Genomic DNA, 18,643 nt, shown 5'->3' on the forward strand with positions numbered 1-18,643 from the left:
TGCAAGTGGTACTTTTTTCAAAACTTATAAAGAGCGATGCATATCCTTTGTATGCTTTGCGCTTTTTTCTTTGCGCCCTTTGCGGTTAGATAAACACGATGTTACTAAACCAAATAAACCAACATATATGAACAAAAAATACCTTTTGCTGATGGGGCTTCTCCCGGCCATTGCATCGGCACAAAACAAATACACCGAGAGTAAGAACGGCGATGTGGTGACCGTTACCAATACCGGCGGGCAAAAGCTGGGCTATTCGGCATCATCAGGCGTAAAGGTTTTAACCGTTGACGGCTTAGCTTTTAAGGACTTGAACAAGAACGGCAAGCTGGATAAGTATGAAGACTGGCGCCTGCCCGTAGATGTACGAGCGAAAGATTTAGCCTCGAAAATGAGCGTGGAGCAAATTGCCGGGTTGATGCTGTACAGCCGCCACCAAATGATACCATCTATCCCCGTTGGTCCTTTTGCCGGTACCTACAACGGCAAAACCCTGCAGGAAAGCGGCCTGAACGCCTGGGACCTCTCTGATCAGCAAAAAACATTTTTAAAGAACGATAACGTACGCCACGTGCTCATTACATCGGTACAAAGCCCCGAGGTTGCTGCCAAATGGAACAACAATGCGCAGGCCTATGTAGAAGGCGTTGGGTTGGGTATACCGAACAACAACAGTTCCGATCCGCGCCATGGCACCGTAGCTACTGCCGAGTTTAATGCAGGAGCCGGTGGCACTATTTCCATGTGGCCCGGTTCTTTAGGTATGGCTGCCACCTTCGACCCATCGGCCACGCAAAACTTCGGGCATATCGCCGCGCAGGAATACCGTGCGCTGGGCATTGCTACTGCACTTTCGCCACAGGTTGATATTGCTACCGACCCACGCTGGAATCGCGTTAGCGGCACTTTTGGCGAAGACCCGCAATTGGCTGCTGATATGGCAAGGGCTTACATAGATGGTTTCCAAACCTCAATGGGCGATAAAGAAATCAAGAACGGTTGGGGCTATAATAGCGTTAATGCCATGGTGAAACACTGGCCCGGCGGTGGTGCCGGCGAGGGTGGGCGCGATGCGCATTATGCTTTCGGTAAATATGCCGTATACCCGGGCAACAATTTTCAGCAACATTTTATACCCTTCACCGAGGGCGCCTTCAAGCTGAAAGGCAAAACCGGTATGGCAGCAGCCGTAATGCCTTACTATACCATCAGCTGGAAACAGGATACCAAAAACCACGAGAACGTAGCTAATAATTACAACAAGTACATTATTAACGACCTGCTGCGCACCAAATATAAATACGACGGCGTAGTATGTACCGACTGGCTGGTTACCGGCGACGAAACCGTGCTGAATAGTTTCCTCTCGGGCAAATCCTGGGGGATGGAGAAAGCTACGCTTGCCGAACGCCACTATAAAATTTTGATGGCAGGTGTTGACCAGTTTGGCGGCAATAACGATATGGTGCCCGTGCTGGATGCTTACAAAATGGGCGTGAAAGAACACGGCGAGGCATTTATGCGCGCAAGGTTCGAGCAGTCGGCTGTGCGCTTGTTGAGGGGCAGCTTCCGTACAGGGTTGTTCGAGAATCCTTATTTAGATGTAGAGGCTACTAAAGCAACCGTTGGCAAGGCTGATTTTATGGCGGCAGGTTACGCAGCGCAGTTAAAGTCGATAGTAATGCTGAAGAACAAAGGCGGCGCTTTGCCGTTGCAAACCGGTAAAACTGTTTATGTGCCTAAGCGTTTCACCCCGGCCGGCAAAAACTTTTTGGGCATACCATACCCTGAAAAAAATGAATACCCGGTAAATATGGAGACCGTGAAGAAGTACTTTAAAGTAACCGAAAACCCCGACGAGGCAGATTACGCGCTGGTGTTCATAGCCAGCCCTATAGGCCACGGCGGTTACGATGCTGATGATGCTAAGAATGGCGGCAACGGCTACCTGCCCGTATCATTACAATATGGTAAGTACACTGCCGAAACCGCCCGCGATACCAGTATTGCCGGCGGCGACCCATTGGAGAAATTTACGAACCGTGGCTATAAAGGCAAATCGGAAACATCTTCAAACGTAACCGACCTGGCAATGGTAAACGATACTTATGCCAAAATGAAGGGCAAACCGGTTATTGTATCTATCAACCTGAGCAACCCCATGGTGTTTAGCGAGTTCGAAAAACAGGCAAGCGCCATATTGGTAGATTTTGGCGTACAGGGCCAGGCGAGCCTCGATATCATGACCGGCAAAGCAGAACCATCGGCACTATTGCCGCTGCAAATGCCCGCCGATATGAAAACCGTAGAAGCCCAATACGAAGACGTTCCGCACGATCTGAAAGTATTTACTGACAGTGAAGGCAACGCCTATGATTTTGGTTACGGCTTGAACTGGAAAGGTGTAATAAAAGATGCACGTACAGCGAAGTATGTGAAAGCGGTGGCAAAACCATAAAGCTCTTTAATTAACCACGGAGTAAAAGGAGGCTTCGCGGAGGTTCGCAGAGAGAAATAGCAAACTCATAATATTTTGCAAAGCTCTGTGAACCTCCGCGCCACCTCTGTTAACTCCGTGGTTTATAAGCATCGATGCTTAATCATTATATTTACCTAACCAAAATTATAAATGAAGAACCTCCTAACCTTTCCCTTTGCACTACTATGCACCATTGCATTAGCGCAAGCGCCGTTTAAAACCGTAAAAACCGATGCCGGGCAAATTTCGGGTACCGAAAGCAGCGATGGTGTTGTGCATAGTTACAAGGGCATTCCCTTTGCAGCGCCGCCTCTTGGCAATTTGCGCTGGAAGGCACCGCAGCCTGTTAAACCCTGGACTGGCGTAAAAGTCTGTACCGATTTTTCTAAAATGCCGATGCAGGGTAAGCCCAACGAATTTGGCGTTTACACCCGGGAATTTTTGATAAAGGATGAACCGCTGAGCGAAGACTGCCTTTACCTGAATGTATGGACGGGCGCCAAAACCCCGACAGAAAAACGCCCCGTACTGGTGTGGATATACGGTGGGGGCTTTGTGAGCGGCGGCACCAATGTACCTATTTACGATGGCGAAGCTTTGGCGCGCAAAGGTGTGATATTAGTGAGCTTGAATTACCGCGTGGGTATCTTCGGTTTCTTCGCGCACCCCGAATTAACAAAGGAGTCGCCCAATAAAGCGTCGGGCAATTATGGTTTAATGGATCAGCTGGCTGCCTTAAAATGGGTGAAGAAGAACATAGCCGCCTTTGGCGGCGACCCTAATAATGTTACCATAGCCGGGCAATCGGCAGGTTCGTTCGGCGTAAATTATTTGGTGGCATCCCCGTTGGGCAAAGGTTTGTTCAACAAAGCTATTGCCGAAAGCGGTGCTGCGTTTTTAACCGGTCCCATCAGCGCAAGCGGCTTAAAACAAGCGGAAGAAGCTGGCGTAAAAGCGGCCGAGGCGCTGGGCGCACATTCGCTCGCTGAAATGCGCGCGCTACCAGCCGAAACCTTACTGAAACAAATGAACGCCCGCCCCATTGTGGATGGTTACGTATTACCCGAGCCTGTTGCCGCCATTTTTGCGGCTAATAAAGAGAACCAGGTACCGGTACTAACCGGCTGGAACGAGGATGATGCCTTCATTGGCAAGCTAAAGAACGCTGCAGACTACAAAGCGGATATCGAAAAAAGGTATGCATCAAACGCAGCTGAATTTTTAAAACACTATCCCGGCAATACCGATGCAGAGGCTGAGCGCTCGCAAATAAACATATCGCGCGACATGACCTTCGGCGTGCAGAATTATATCTGGGCCAACGTGCAAAGCGCTAAGAACAAAGCAAAAGTTTACCTCTACCGCTTTACCCGCCGCATGCCCGCTACCGAAGCATTTAAGCAATATGGCGCATTCCACACCGGCGAGGTGGGTTATGCTTTCAACAACTTTAAATTCCTGAACCGCCCCTTTGAGCCGGTAGACCAGCAGTTGGCTGATGCAATGTCGGGCTATTGGGTAAACTTCGCGAAAACGGGCAACCCTAATGGCGCGGGCCTACCCGTGTGGCCGGCGTATAATACCACCGGCAGGGAAACCATGTATTTGGGTGAGAAACCTGTTGCCAAACAATTGCCCGATGCTGCGGCTTTGGACTTTATGGTGATGGAAATGAAGAAGTAATTCTCCCGCCTTGTCATTCTGAGCGATAGCGAAGAATCTAATAACCACAATGCATTAACGCTATGCAAGTCGGCTAACAGATGCTTCGTCCCTCAGCATGACAAAAGCTCGCAACCAGCACAGTAAAGGACAGTATTTCCGAAAGCGAATTATATATTTAAGCCATCCAATTTTTACCTCCTATGAAGTTTTATGCTATTGCCGCTGCGGTGTTGTTAAGCCTTGGCTTATCATTAAGTGCATCTGCCCAAAACAGTAACCCCGACTTGCTATCCCAACCCTGGAAAGCACTTTGGGTAACTGTGCCGAAACAGCCTCAACATGGTTATGGGATTTACCACTTCGCAAAATCTGTCGACCTGCCCACCAAGCCAGCGCGATTTGTGGTGCACGTATCGGCAGATAACAGGTATAAATTATATGTGAACCATACGCTGGTATCGCTTGGCCCGGCCCGTGGTGATATCTATTATTGGAACTACGAAACGATCGATATTGCGCCTTACCTCATCGGCGGAAAAAACACCATCACTGCTTTAGTTTGGAACGATGGCGACGACCGCCCCGAGGCACAGATAAGCCACCGGACCGCATTTATCCTGCAGGGCGATACACCAATAGAAGAGGTTTTTAATACCGGTAATAGCTGGAAGAGTATCCGTAACGATGCTTATCAGCCTACACTTGGTGTTGGCTACGGCACCTACTACGTTGCTGGTCCCGGCGAATTGGTGGATATGCACAAAAGCGTAAAAAACTGGCAGGATAACGATAGCGGCTGGCAAAACGCTCAGCCAATAGATAGAGGTAAACCAAAGGGTATAACAGATGCTTTCGGCTGGATGCTGGTACCATCATCATTGCCGCAAATGGAAATGAAAATGCAGCGCATCGCTTCGGTGCGGAAATCGGCTGGTGTAAATATTCCGGCTGGCTTCCCTGTTACCAAGGCAAGCTTTACTGTGCCTGCCAATACTAAAGCATCCTTCCTGCTCGATCAATCTTTCCTTACCAACGCTTACCTCACCGCCAATTTTAGTGGCGGCGATAACGCCGGCATATCCTTCACTTACTGCGAATCGCCCATGAAGCCCGGCAGCTCCGCCAAACCCAACCGTAACGAGGTAGAGGGCTACCGTTTTGTGGGCCGTAAGGATAGCGTTATTTCCGATGGCTCGGCCAACCAAAGCTTCACCACCCTGGCTTTCCGCAGTTACAGGTATATATTGGTAAATATTTCTACAAAAGACGAACCGCTTACCATTGATGATATTTACGGCACCTTTACAGGCTATCCGTTTAAATTCAACGCCAAACTAACAACAGGCAACCCGGAGTTACAACAGATGCTGGATATCGGTTTCCGTACTGCACGCTCATGTGCTGTGGAAACCTATTTCGATTGCCCGTATTACGAGCAATTGCAATACATAGGCGACGGGCGTATACAAGCGCTGGTATCGTACTTCAACACCGGCGATGACCGCCTTGCCCGCAATGCCCTCAACCAAATGGACCACTCGCGTATAGCAGAAGGGCTTACGCTGAGCAGGCACCCATCATACAGTCCGCAAATTATTTCTACCTTCTCGCTTTGGTACATCAGTATGCTGCACGATTATTGGATGTACCGCAACGATGCCAACTTTGTGAAAGAGAAACTGGACGGGGCACGACAAGTGCTTGCCTTCTTCGCCAAATACCAGCAGGCAGATGGCTCACTGAAAAACACGCCCTACTGGAAGTTTGCCGATTGGGTGAGCACCAAAGGCTGGGATTACGGGCAGCCACCAAAAGATGCGCAGGGTAACAGCGCCCTGCTGGATATGCAATTGCTGTGGACGCTGCAGCAAGCCACAGAAATGGAAACCAAAATGGGCTCTCCTTTTTATGCCGATATGTATCGCGCACGTGCTGCCAAACTCAAAGCAACCATCCAAAAGAAATATTGGGATGCTGCTAAAGGCTTTTATGCTGATGCCGGCGACAAGCAAACGTATTCGCAACATACCAATGCGTTGGCCATACTAAGCGGCGTCGCGGGCACAAATGCAACTGCCCTGGCAAAAAAATTAGAGAAAGATAGTACACTGGTACAATGCACCATCTATTTTAAATACTACCTGCACCAGGCGCTGGTGAAAGGCGGCCTGGGTAACGATTACATCAACTGGCTTGATATCTGGCGCAACAACATCAAAATGGGCCTAACCACCTGGGCTGAAATAAGCGACCTGGAGCACGACCGCAGCGACTGCCACGCCTGGGGAGCCAGCCCCAATATTGAATTCTTCCGTACTGTGCTGGGTATAGATAGCTATGCTCCCGGCTTCAGCAAAATAAAAATAGAACCGCATTTAGGCACCATGGACAAAGCAAGCGGCGAAATACCGCACCCCAACGGCGTAGTAGCCGTAAACTATGCCAAAACCGGCAGCAAGTGGGCCATCAACATCACTCTGCCCATGCGTACCGATGGGGTACTGGTGTGGAAGGGGAAAAGCTACCCGTTAAAGGGCGGGAAGAATACGTTGAATATCTGAACCATCATTCGCTTGATCTGAGGATTTTCAGATGCTGGATTTCCAGTTGCGGCCATAACACGTTAGCAACATAGGAAATCAAAGAATCATTAAATCAAGCGAACAGCGAAGCCCTCTTGAGTGCCGATAAAGAACAATTACCCTACGAAAAATCACGGTTCAGAACTAATCGGTGTGATCATCTTCCAATCGGTGAAATCTCCTACAAAAAAAATCCTGCTTGATCTTTTAATCTTGAAATCCTGTTAAATAGCCCACACTGGTAAATCGTGTCACTTTTTCCACCAACATTCGTGTCTTGTTTACACAATGTCATAATGCCTTGTTAAAATATAGCAAGGCAAACCTTTTTAAAAATAAAGCGGTTAATTAGCCAGCACATTTATTATGCGCGAAAGTTTTGTGCTTTGTAGTATTAATGCAGGGTTAAGATTTAATAAAGTATAGTGTTTTAATATACATTTATACTTATTTATTATTAAAAATGTGATATTTACAAACTCTAAAACCAAATAACGAACTACCGTTAATATTACCTGTTAATGAAAACAACACCCTCGGCTATAAAGATCCTTTCCATCGATATCGGCGGCTCGAGCATCAAAGGAACTATACTGGATAGTAAAGGCAACCTGAAGATGGACTATAAAAAAGTGGTTACGCCATCGCCTGCCAATCCCGAAAATGTTATCAAGTCTATAAAAACACTGGTGCAAAATTTCCCGGCCTATGATAAAGTATCGGTGGGTTTTCCCGGTTATGTGCGTAATGGCATCGTGAAAACAGCCCCGAATTTGGGCAATGAGTTTTGGAAAGATGTAAACTTTTGTTCAAAGCTTGTAGAGGCCCTTGGTAAAGATACGCAAGTAGTGAACGATGCCGATATGCAGGGCCTTGGTGTAGTTAGCGGCAAGGGACTGGAGATGGTGATCACTCTGGGCACCGGTTTCGGCACGGCTTTATTAATGGACGGGCATTTGCTCCCTCACCTGGAAATTGCGCACCACCCGGTATCAAAAGGCCGCGACTATGACGAGTACATAGGCGACCGCGCACTTGACAAAGAGGGCGTAAAAAAATGGAACAGCCGTATTAAGAAGGTTTTCAAGATAATGAAGACCGTTTTCAACTACGACTACCTGTATATAGGTGGCGGCAATTCCGACAAGCTTAATTTTAAGCTGGATAAAAACATGAAAATTGTTACCAATGCCGATGGCATTAAGGGCGGGGCGAGATTGTGGCAGGAAGATAAACACCCGGTTACACACGTTGCCATGGCAACGCCTACTAAATAATTACCTTTTCTCTTTTTTAAATACATTACGATGGAAAAACCAAACGCAGCGCTTGAAACACTAGCGATCGATACCGTAAGGATCCTATCTGCAGATGCAGTACAAAAAGCAAATTCGGGCCACCCCGGCACAGCAATGGCGCTGGCACCTATGGGCCATGTTTTATGGACCAAGTTTTTGAACTATAACCCCAAGAACCCCGATTTTGCTAACCGCGACAGGTTTATCCTTTCGGCCGGCCACGCTTGTATTTTACAGTACAACTTTTTGTATTTAACCGGTTACGATCTTTCGTTAGATGATATCAAGGCTTTCCGTCAGCTAAACAGCAAAACCGCCGGCCACCCCGAATACGGTTTGGCCCCGGGTGTTGATGTTACCACCGGCCCGCTTGGCCAGGGTTTTGCCAACGGTGTTGGTTTTGCTATTGCACAAAAATATTTAGCTGCCCGCTACAACAAACCGGGTTTCGACCTTTTCAATTATAAAGTATACTCTATTGTGAGCGATGGCGACATGATGGAAGGTGTAACTTCTGAAGCAGCTTCTTTAGCAGGCCACTTGGAGTTGGGTAACCTGATCTACTTGTACGATGATAACCACATCTCTATCGAGGGCAGCACCAACATCGCCTTCAACGAAGATGTAAGCGCACGTTTCCGCTCATACGGCTGGCATGTACAGGAAATTGCCGACGTAAACGATACACATGCGTTAGAACTGGCATTGATCAATGCAAAATCTGAAACACAAAAACCATCGCTTATCCGCGTTCGCTCGCTGATAGCTTACGGTAGCCCTAACAAATCGGGTACTGCAGGTTCGCACGGTTCGCCACTGGGTGCCGATGAGATAAAACTGGTAAAAGAGTTCTTCGGTTTCGACCCTGAGAAATCGTTCAATGTGCCTGCCGAAGTATTGGAATATTACCATGCAAAAGGCGCACGCGGCGAAAAAACCGAAGCCAAATGGAACGAGCTTTTTGCTAAATACAAAGAGAAATATCCTGAACTGGCAGCTGAGTACGAAACCGCAGTAGCTGGTGGATTGCCAGAAGGCTGGGCTGATAAATTGCCGGTATTTAAAGGTACCGACCCTAAAATGGCTACCCGCCAGGCATCGGGCAAAGTACTTAACGCCGTTGCAGCAAGCCTGCCAACTTTGTTAGGTGGCGCAGCTGACTTAGCACCATCTACCGAAACCAACCTGAAAGAGTTCGACTCGTTCACATCTGAGAACCGTGCCGGCCGCAACTTCCACTTCGGTATCCGCGAGCATGCTATGGGTTCGGCCCTTAACGGTATGGCCTTAACAAAAGGTTTATTGCCGTTCGGCGCTACCTTCCTGCAGTTTGCTGATTATATGCGCCCGCCGATCCGTTTGGCGGCCATCATGAAGATAAGCCCGATATTTGTTTACACCCACGATAGTATTGGTTTGGGCGAGGATGGTACTACTCACCAGCCTATTGAGCACCTGGCAACCCTTCGCGCTATCCCTAACGTAACTGTTTTACGCCCGGCTGATGCCAACGAAACTTCATACGCCTGGAAAGTGGCCATCGAGAAAAAAGGCGGCCCAACTGTATTGATATTCACCCGCCAAGCATTGCCTATCCTCGATCAGGATAAATACGGTAAAGCAAGCGGTGTGGAAAAAGGTGCTTATGTAGTATCTGAAGCCAGCAAAGCTATCGACCTGATATTATTGGCAACAGGCTCGGAAGTGGCCCTGGCCATGCAGGCGCAAGAAAAACTGGAAGCCGAAGGCATATCTACCCGCGTAGTAAGTATGCCATCTTGGGAGCTTTTCGAAGCACAGGATGCTGCTTACAAAGAATCGGTATTGCCAAAAGCAAGCCGTAAACGTTTGGCCATTGAAATGGCATCGCCGCAAGGCTGGCACAAATACACCACCGACGAAGGCGATGTATTAGCCATGACCACCTTTGGCGAATCGGCCCCTGCAGACGAATTGTACAAACACTTCGGCTTCACGGTAGATAACGTAGTTAAAAAAGCGAAAGCTATTTTATAGATGTGAGATATTAGATATGAGATTTGAGATAAAAGAGGCTTCCTGTCTCACGTCTCAAATCTCACATCTCAAATCTAAAACAATGAGTTTAATCAGCGAGCTAAAATGGTCTTCCGAGATCATTAACCAAAGCGGAAAGCAAAAGGTAGCGCAGCAAATTGCCGGCATGGTTAAGGATGGCGATGTGCTGGGTATTGGCTCGGGCTCTACGGTATACATGGCATTGTTAGCGATAGCAGAACGCATTAAAACCGAAAAGCTGAACGTACTGGGCATACCAACATCGGTAGAAATATCGATGTTCTGCAGTAAGCTGGGCATCCCCATGACAACGCTTTACGAGCATACGCCCAATTGGCTTTTTGATGGTGCCGATGAGGTTGACCCGAAAAACAGCCTGATTAAAGGCCGCGGCGGGGCAATGTTTAAAGAGAAGCTGCTGATAGCCAGCAGTCCGCGTAATTACATTATTGTTGATGATAGTAAGATAGTGGAGAAGATAAACACCAACTTCCCTATCCCTATCGAAGTGTTCCCGCAGGCATTGTTGCATGTAGAGGCTGAACTGAAGAAGTTAGGCGCAAACAGCATTGTACTGCGCCCGGCGAAAGGGAAGGATGGCCCGGTGATAACCGAAAACAATAATTTGATTTTGGATTGCTACTTTAACGAAGTGCCCGACACTATGGAACGCGATATTAAAAGCATAACCGGCGTAATAGAAAGCGGGCTTTTTATAGGCTATTCATTAGAGATACTGGTAGCGAAGAACGAATAAGCAGGTTTTTACGCTGCTATAGCAAAAGGATGAGAATAGGGTTACACTATCCCCTTGTTTATTCATCAATTTTGCTGAAAATTAATACATCTACTAAAGAAAAAACGAACAATTAAATATTCCTGAATATGGCAAACAACGTTAAACAAATACATGGTTTTGGCCAAAGCATCTGGCTGGACTTTATCGACCGCGAAATTATTTCGTCGGGTAAATTGCAAAAGCTGATCGATGAGGATGGCGTAAGAGGCGTAACCTCTAACCCGGCTATTTTCGAAAAAGCGATCACAAGCAGCTCTGACTATAATGAGGATATTAAAACCTTAGGTGCTGAAGCTAAAACTACCGAAGAGTTATTTTTCGGCTTAGCTATAAAAGATATCCAGGCAGCTTGCGACCTGTTTTTACCCGTGTATAACGAAGAGCCAAAAGGTGGCGACGGTTATGTGAGTTTAGAAGTATCTCCGTTTTTGGCGCTTGACGCCGAGGGTACCGCCAAACAGGCAGAAGAACTTTGGCACAAAGTTGACCGCAAAAACGTAATGATCAAAATACCGGGTACAAAACCGGGCTTGAAAGCTATACAAGAATCTATCGCAAAAGGCATCAACATCAACGTTACTTTGCTTTTCGGTTTAGAGCGTTACGAAGAAGTGGCTCTTGCCTACATCGCAGGTTTGGAAGAGCACTTAGCTGCCGGCCATAAAATTGCACACATATCTTCAGTAGCCAGCTTCTTCCTGAGCCGTATCGACGTAGCCGTTGACCCGCTGTTAGAAGAAAAAGGCGAGAAAGCTTTAGTTGGCGAGGTTGCTATCGCATCAGCCAAAAAAGCATACGAAATTTACAAAAAAGTATTCAGCGGCGAGCGCTGGGAAAAACTGGCCGCCGAAGGCGCACAAACACAGCGTTTGCTTTGGGCAAGTACAGGTAGCAAAAACCCTGCTTTCAAAGACACCAAATACGTAGAAGCTTTGATCGGCCCTGAAACTGTTGATACCGTTCCGTTGGAAACTGTTGACGCTTTCCGCGACCACGGTATTGCTGCCAATACTTTAGAGTTAGGTTTAGATGAAGCAACCGCTACTTTGGCAAAACTGCCTGGCCTGGGTATTGATCTGGATGCCATCACCCAAAAACTGGAAGATGAAGGTATCGAGAAATTCAACAAGCCTTTCGAAAAATTGCTGAAAGCTATAGAAGAGCAAAAAGCGAAAGTATAAAGACAAATAGTTCCCCTCTTGAGAGGGGTTAGGGGTGTGTTAACCCGCTTGGCTAACACACCCCTGCATTTGCGCTCATTCCCGGCACGCCCCCTCTCGAGAGGGGAATTACCGTAGTACCTTTCATACATCTACAGGTTTAATTCACTACCAATGAAATACACCGATCTTAAGATACTTTTTTTTGACGTGGGCGGCATTTTGCTGACCAACGGATGGGGACACGAATCGCGTAAGCTGGCCGCCGAAAAATTCGGGCTGGATTACGAAGAGGTGAACGCCCTGCACAACTTCATTTTCAACGTGTACGAAATTGGCAGCATCACGCTCGACCAGTACCTCGATACCGTTATCTTCAATCATCCCCGCGAATTTGTCCGCGAAGATTTTAAAGAATTTATGTACGCGCAGTCGAAAGAGCTGCCGCACATGCTGGCCTACCTTAAAGAGTGGAAAAAGAATTGCGGCTTCCGCGTAATATCCATCAATAATGAAGGCAAAGAACTGAACGATTACCGCGTGAAGAAGTTTAAACTTCACGAGGCTTTCGACGCATTTATCTCATCGTGCGAGGTAAAAATGCGCAAACCCGACCCGGGTATATGGCAATTAGCCATGGGTATTGCCCAGGCCACGCCCGAGCAATGCGTGTATTTCGATGACCGCATTATGTTCGTAAAAACCGCCGAGAAACTGGGCATACGTGCCTTTCAGCATACCGATTTCGAGAAAACAAAAGAAATATTGAACCAACTAAAAGACGAAAACCTCAAGTAACATGAGCACAACAGATAAATATGCCTTCGGCATGATCGGCCTTGGTGTTATGGGCCGCAGTTTACTACTCAACATGGCCGACCACGGCTTCGCGGTAGCAGGGCACGATAAAGATGCCGGTAAAGTATCATCATTAAACGATGAGGCCGGCGAGCGCAAGGCCAAAGGCTTTGGCGATGTAAAAGAGTTTATACAAAGCCTTACCACGCCGCGCGCCATTATGATGCTGGTGCCTGCCGGCAAGCCTGTTGATAGCGTAATTGCCGAACTGAGCCCGCTGTTGGATAAAGGCGATATTTTAATAGATGGCGGCAACTCGCTGTTTACCGATACCAACCGCCGTGTAGAAGAGCTGGAAGCTGTAGGGCTGCATTTCTTCGGTATGGGTGTATCTGGCGGTGAAGAAGGTGCCCGCAAAGGCCCAAGCATGATGCCGGGCGGCGATAAAGATGCTTACGCGGTGATGAAGCCAATATTTGAGGCCATTGCTGCTAAGGTTGACGGTGTGCCTTGCGTAACCTATATAGGCCCCGGTGCATCGGGCCACTTTGTGAAAATGGTTCACAACGGTATCGAGTACGGTATTATGCAATTGCTTGCCGAAACCTACGAGGTAATGAAAAAAGGCCTTGGCTTGGATAACGATGCCATGGGTAAAGTATTTGCCGACTGGAGCGAGGGCCGCGCGCAATCGTTCCTGCTGGATATCACCAAAGATATTTTCAAATACAAAGCACCGGGTACCGAGCACCTGCTGATAGACGATATTAAAGACGAGGCCCGCGCCAAAGGTACCGGTAAATGGACATCGCAAAGCGCTATGGACCTGCAGGCACCCATCCCAACAGTAGATACCGCAGTTGCCATGCGCGACCTATCTAAATACAAAGCGCTGCGCACCAAAGCTGCCGGTATTTACAGCGGCGCACAAGCCATTGATGCTAATGCAGATGAGTTTGTTGAAGCTTTGGAGCAAGCCTTCTACTTCACCATGATCATCAGCTACGCACAGGGTATGCACATGCTGGCCAACGCATCTGTTGAGTATAAGTACGACCTGAAGCTTGACGAAATTGCCAAAATATGGCGGGGTGGCTGTATCATCCGTTCTAAATTCCTCGAGAATATTTACGGTGCATACGGCAAAAACCCTGCGTTGGAGCATTTACTGCTTGATGCAGATGTAGCTGCTTTGGTAGAGGCCGCATTGCCGGGCATCCGCAAAGTGCTTAGCGCAGCCGTATCTGCCGGTATAGCTATGCCAGCCTACGCAGCATCGTTAAGTTATTTTGATGCGTTCCGTAGCGAGCGTATGCCATCTAACTTAATACAGGCACAACGCGACTATTTTGGCGCGCATACTTACGAGCTGATAGGCAAAGAAGGCACCTTCCATACACAGTGGGTTCCTAAAAGTTAATAATAGAGTCAAGAGATAAGAATCAAGAGACAAGAATTCGGAGGGAACGATCAGGATGTTTGTCTTGAATCTTAACTCTTGCTTCTAAAAAAATCACAACCATGAGCACAAACACAAAATCCGACCCAACTATATTCATCATATTCGGTGGCACCGGCGATTTAAATTCCCGCAAAATTGCCCCGGCCTTGTATAACCTTTTCCTTGATGGATGGCTGCCCAAGCAGTTCTCTATTATAGGCACGGGCCGCACCAAGCTTACCGACGAGCAATTCAGGAATAACCTGCACAAGGATATCGACCAGTTTTCGCGCAGCGGAAAAAGCGACCCTAAAAAATGGGCCGAATTTGAACAGAGCATTTACTACCAGGTGTCTGATGCTACCGATGCCGAAACTTATAAAGAGTTCGGCAAACGTATAGATAAGCACAACGAAGAATGGAAAACCACCGCTAACGTGCTTTTCTACCTTGCGGTGGCGCCAAATTTCTTCCCTATCATTGCCTCTAACATATCTAAAGCCAAGCTGGCCGAGGATAAAAATAAGGTACGTATCATCATTGAGAAACCATTCGGCCACGACCTGGAAACCGCCAAGGAACTGAATGAGTTGCTGAAAGGCATTTTTGATGAGTGCCAGATATACCGCATAGACCACTACCTGGGCAAAGAGACCGTGCAGAATATTATGGCCTTCCGCTTTGCCAACTCCATTATGGAGCCGCTGTGGAACCGTAACTACATAGAGCACGTGCAGATATCCGTTACCGAGCAATTGGGCGTAGAAGAGCGTGGCGATTACTACGACGGCTCTGGCGCTATGCGCGATATGATACAAAACCACCTGCTGCAGCTGCTTTGCCACATTGCCATGGAGCCGCCGGTTAGCTTCAGCGCCGATGAAGTACGCGACCGCAAGGTAGATGTACTGCGTGCTATGCGCCGCTTTACACCGGAGGATGTGCGTAACTCGGCCGTGCGTGGCCAATACGGCAGCGGCTGGATGAAGGGCAAAGAAGTACCCGGCTACCGCGAAGAACCAAAGGTTGACCCACATTCGAATACCGAAACGTTCGCTGCCTTTAAATTCTTTGTAGATAACTGGCGCTGGCAGGGCGTTCCGTTCTATGTGCGCACGGGCAAACGTATGCACCAGTCATCATCGGTTATTACCATCCAATTTAAGGATGTGCCGCATTTGATATTCCCTACCGAAGCCGCCGAAAGCTGGCAGCAAAACAGGCTCATCATTAGCATACAGCCCGAAATGAGCATCCGCCTGCAGGTACAGGCCAAACGCCCTGGTATTGATATGGTACTCAATGTGGTTGATATGGTGTTCGATTACAAAGGCACCTACACCAACCAGGCACCCGAGGCTTACGAAACCCTGATACTTGATACCATGCTGGGCGACCAAACACTATTTATGCGCGGCGACCAGGTAGAGGCTGCCTGGGAACTGGTAATGCCGATACTGAACACCTGGCAGCATAAAAAGAGCCTGAATTTCCCTAACTATAGTGCCGACTCGTGGGGCCCTGAATCTGCCGAGGCCTTAATAGCCCGCGATGGTTTCAACTGGTTCACGCTGCCTGTAAACGGTAAAAAATAAGGAACTATGAAACTGAACGTATTTAACACCGCAGACGAAGTACTGGCAAGTTTGGCTGAATTCTTCGCAGAGAAAGCAGCCGAAGCGATAGAAAAACATGGCCGCTTTGCTGTGGCATTAAGCGGCGGCAGTTCGCCAAAAAAACTGCACGAACTGCTGGCGAGCGAATACCGTGATAAAATTGAATGGGAGAAAGTATGGTTCTTCTTCGGCGATGAGCGCGATGTGCCTTTGACCGATTCGCAGAGCAATTACCTGATGGCGAAGCACACATTGTTCGACCCGCTGGGCATTGATCCATCGCACGTTTTCCCGGTGCAAACTGAGTTGGGTGCCGACGAAGCTGCTAAGCAATATACTGCTAACCTCATTGATTTCTTCGACGGGCAAAGTGCCAGCTTCGACCTCATCATTTTAGGCCTTGGCGATAACTCGCACACCGCTTCGCTGTTCCCGCATACCTCGGTATTGCACGACGACAGCGCATCAGTACAGGCATTGTATATAGACGAGGTAAAGATGAACCGCATTACCTTCACCGCCCCGCTCATCAATAACGCGCATCACATCGCGTTCCTGGTATACGGCGAAGGCAAAGCCGAAGCTGTGAAACATATACTGGAAGACGAACAGGATATTGAACTTTATCCGGCGCAATTAATTGTAGAAACCAACGATGGCGACCTGCAATGGTTTATGGATGAAGGAGCAGCCGGGAAATTGGAGAAGAAGTAAAGACTAATAGGAAAAAAAGCTTGAGCAAAACTCAAGCTTTTTTATTAACCAAAACAACAAGCGACTTTTTATCCTTATATTTGGTAAAAAAGTCGCCATGGTTATTTCAGAGAAAAAAGACATATCATCCGGTAATAGCCTGCTTAAGCTTCTTGGGGGGGCTAAATTGATAGATGCACCGGTAACATCGGAGTTCGATCTTATAGGATTGAGTAACCGGGGGATTAAAAAAGCGTCGTTAGATGCGCTTATTGGCCACTTGGGCATCTCAAAAAAAGCTTTTGCCGAAAATATTCTAAATCTTTCGGTGAAAACATTTGAACGAAAAAACGACGACGACCTGCTGGATAGCCGCACATCATCTCACATCATCGAAATTGCTAAAGTTACCGAGCATGCGTTTGAGGTTTTTGGAGATGAGGCTAAAGCACAACGTTGGCTTAACACCGAAATAAGGGCATTAAATTACATGAAGCCGATAGATCTGTTTCACATACTTACCGGCTTAGTAATGGTAGATAACATATTGGGCCGTATTGAGCATGGGGTTTATTCGTAACGGAATATGTTGATATACAGGATTTCCAAGTCGAAAAAACATGCCAAAGACCTATCCGGATTTGGTGCATTTAAATTTGGCGGACGATGGAATAGTGCGGGTACTTACATACTATATACCAGCGAAAATAGCTCTCTTGCTTTTTTGGAGAACCTGGTACACTTCGATTCGGATAATATACCGCCCGAGTTATTTCTGACACAGATAGAAATAAACGTTCCCGAGAAATTAATATATACACTGCCCGATAGGCATTATCCTAAAGATTGGATGCAGCCTGAAAATATAGCAAACCAAATAATTGGTGATAAGCTTATGAGCGATGAAAAATACATTGCCGTCCGGTTCAGGTCGGTAATTAATCGCTTCGAATACAATTTGCTGTTGAACCCGCTGTTTAAAGAATATCACGATATGGTGAAGGTACGTTCTGTTGACAGGTTAATCATCGATACAAGGCTACTGAAGTAATGGCGCCACTACTAATGCCTTATCCCGAAATTGCTTAATGAGGTATTATAAGCATCAGGAAAAATACTTGCACCGGGTTTTAAAAAACCTCCATTTTACCGCTCTCTATATTCAAAACCTCCAGGCCGCTAATTGCCTTAGCTCTTTCGGCTGCGCCATGTAATGTTAATGCGCCGTTTTTATCGCGCCCTTCTTTAAACTGGCTTGGTTTGTAGCCCTCTTGCAAACTGGTTTCTTTTACTTTATCGTTCAGCAGGTCGCGCCTTACAAAGTATGAGTTATTACCCGCAAGGTTGCAGCCTATAAATGCATAACCTTTATTATTTGCCTCTGTGGCAAGCGCGGCAAGCGATGCACCATAAAACAGGTTGCTATGATGCGCCGCAGTACGATCGAACGATTTGTTGTAGGGTACGGTGATTGCCCTTTCGTCGCCGAAAGTGGCGTTATACTCCATGATGATGATGGAAGGGTTTAATTTAGAAAGCTCAACTTCTTTCAGAATAAAGTAGTCGTTACCATCAAGGTCGATGTGCAGGATACCTATATTGCTGAAGCCTGTTGCGGCCAGCAGTCCGTTGATGTTATCTGCATCAATAAAAACTGCTTTGCTGGTAAGGTTATATTTCCAATACCAGTTTTGCCTTTGCAGATGAGCCATATTGTTAACGCTGCCATCCATTACAAAGCCGCCCCAGGCATTATTCATCATCAAAAACCGGGTGTTCGATTCCTGGTAGTTTGATACGCCGAACTCGATGAACAACTTATTTTCTATAGCAACGTGTTTGATGAGGTATTGTATAATGCCATCGTCGCCAAACTGGCTGAATATTTTAAACTCGTGGTCGTTAATATTGGTTGATGGCAATAGCCATTGCTGTTTGGAGAGCATTGCACCGATGACCAAAATTTCGGTTTCATCATTCAGTTGCGATATGCCGGCTACACTATGGGCTATTGTGCCCGAAAGGCGTTTCACTAATCTTTTGATCACGTTGGATATATTTACGGGTAAATATAG

The 18,643-nt window shown here is 47.3% G+C and carries 14 protein-coding genes; 13 read left to right on the forward strand and 1 reads right to left on the reverse strand.

Translation table 11 applies throughout. The annotated features are described in order from the left end of the window. Positions 1-127: 127 nt before the first annotated feature. From BC343_RS05550 to BC343_RS05610, 13 genes are all read left to right on the forward strand, one after another. Positions 128-2,458 (forward strand): glycoside hydrolase family 3 protein, encoded by a 2,331-nt coding sequence (locus BC343_RS05550; protein ID WP_078346786.1) that lies wholly within the window; start codon positions 128-130, stop codon positions 2,456-2,458. 171 nt (positions 2,459-2,629) lie between these two features. Beyond that, the gene (locus tag BC343_RS05555; RefSeq protein WP_078346736.1) at positions 2,630-4,162 is read left to right on the forward strand and encodes a carboxylesterase/lipase family protein; all 1,533 of its coding nucleotides are present in this window, start codon (positions 2,630-2,632) and stop codon (positions 4,160-4,162) included. 182 nt (positions 4,163-4,344) lie between these two features. Next, positions 4,345-6,705 (forward strand): alpha-L-rhamnosidase-related protein, encoded by a 2,361-nt coding sequence (locus BC343_RS05560; protein ID WP_078346737.1) that lies wholly within the window; start codon positions 4,345-4,347, stop codon positions 6,703-6,705. 542 nt (positions 6,706-7,247) lie between these two features. Further along, positions 7,248-8,003 (forward strand): ROK family protein, encoded by a 756-nt coding sequence (locus BC343_RS05565; RefSeq protein WP_078346738.1) that lies wholly within the window; start codon positions 7,248-7,250, stop codon positions 8,001-8,003. A gap of 30 nt (positions 8,004-8,033) precedes the next feature. After that, positions 8,034-10,040: a transketolase gene (tkt, locus tag BC343_RS05570; protein ID WP_078346739.1), complete on the forward strand. Its 2,007-nt coding sequence runs from the start codon at positions 8,034-8,036 to the stop codon at positions 10,038-10,040. 82 nt (positions 10,041-10,122) lie between these two features. Next, positions 10,123-10,818, forward strand: a complete 696-nt coding sequence (gene rpiA, locus BC343_RS05575) for a ribose 5-phosphate isomerase A (RefSeq protein ID WP_078346740.1) — start codon at positions 10,123-10,125, stop codon at positions 10,816-10,818. A gap of 128 nt (positions 10,819-10,946) precedes the next feature. Then, a complete protein-coding gene (tal, locus tag BC343_RS05580) occupies positions 10,947-12,041 on the forward strand; it encodes a transaldolase (protein WP_078346741.1) in 1,095 nt (364 codons plus the stop codon). A gap of 153 nt (positions 12,042-12,194) precedes the next feature. Continuing rightward, the gene (locus BC343_RS05585; RefSeq protein WP_078346742.1) at positions 12,195-12,818 is read left to right on the forward strand and encodes an HAD family hydrolase; all 624 of its coding nucleotides are present in this window, start codon (positions 12,195-12,197) and stop codon (positions 12,816-12,818) included. Between the two features lies 1 nt (position 12,819). Continuing rightward, positions 12,820-14,238 carry an NADP-dependent phosphogluconate dehydrogenase gene (gene gndA / locus BC343_RS05590; protein ID WP_078346743.1) on the forward strand — a complete coding sequence of 473 codons (1,419 nt, stop codon included), beginning with the start codon at positions 12,820-12,822 and terminating at the stop codon, positions 14,236-14,238. Positions 14,239-14,339: 101 nt separating this feature from the next. Next, positions 14,340-15,854 carry a glucose-6-phosphate dehydrogenase gene (zwf, locus tag BC343_RS05595; RefSeq protein ID WP_078346744.1) on the forward strand — a complete coding sequence of 505 codons (1,515 nt, stop codon included), beginning with the start codon at positions 14,340-14,342 and terminating at the stop codon, positions 15,852-15,854. 6 nt (positions 15,855-15,860) lie between these two features. Further along, entirely contained in the window at positions 15,861-16,589 is a 729-nt protein-coding gene (gene pgl, locus BC343_RS05600) for a 6-phosphogluconolactonase (RefSeq protein WP_078346745.1), read from the forward strand. Between the two features lie 97 nt (positions 16,590-16,686). Beyond that, on the forward strand, positions 16,687-17,148 hold the full coding sequence (gene parS / locus BC343_RS05605; protein WP_078346746.1) for a type II RES/Xre toxin-antitoxin system antitoxin: 462 nt from the start codon (positions 16,687-16,689) through the stop codon (positions 17,146-17,148). 6 nt (positions 17,149-17,154) lie between these two features. Then, entirely contained in the window at positions 17,155-17,619 is a 465-nt protein-coding gene (locus tag BC343_RS05610) for an RES family NAD+ phosphorylase (RefSeq protein ID WP_078346747.1), read from the forward strand. A 79-nt stretch (positions 17,620-17,698) separates the two neighbouring features. Here the strand turns inward: BC343_RS05610 and BC343_RS05615 are convergent, their stop codons facing one another. Further along, positions 17,699-18,616: an NADH dehydrogenase gene (locus BC343_RS05615; protein ID WP_078346748.1), complete on the reverse strand. Its 918-nt coding sequence runs from the start codon at positions 18,614-18,616 to the stop codon at positions 17,699-17,701. Positions 18,617-18,643 lie beyond the last annotated feature (27 nt).

Origin of the sequence: Mucilaginibacter pedocola, assembly GCF_002013915.1 — a bacterium.
Taxonomy (GTDB): Bacteria; Bacteroidota; Bacteroidia; order Sphingobacteriales; family Sphingobacteriaceae; genus Mucilaginibacter; species Mucilaginibacter pedocola.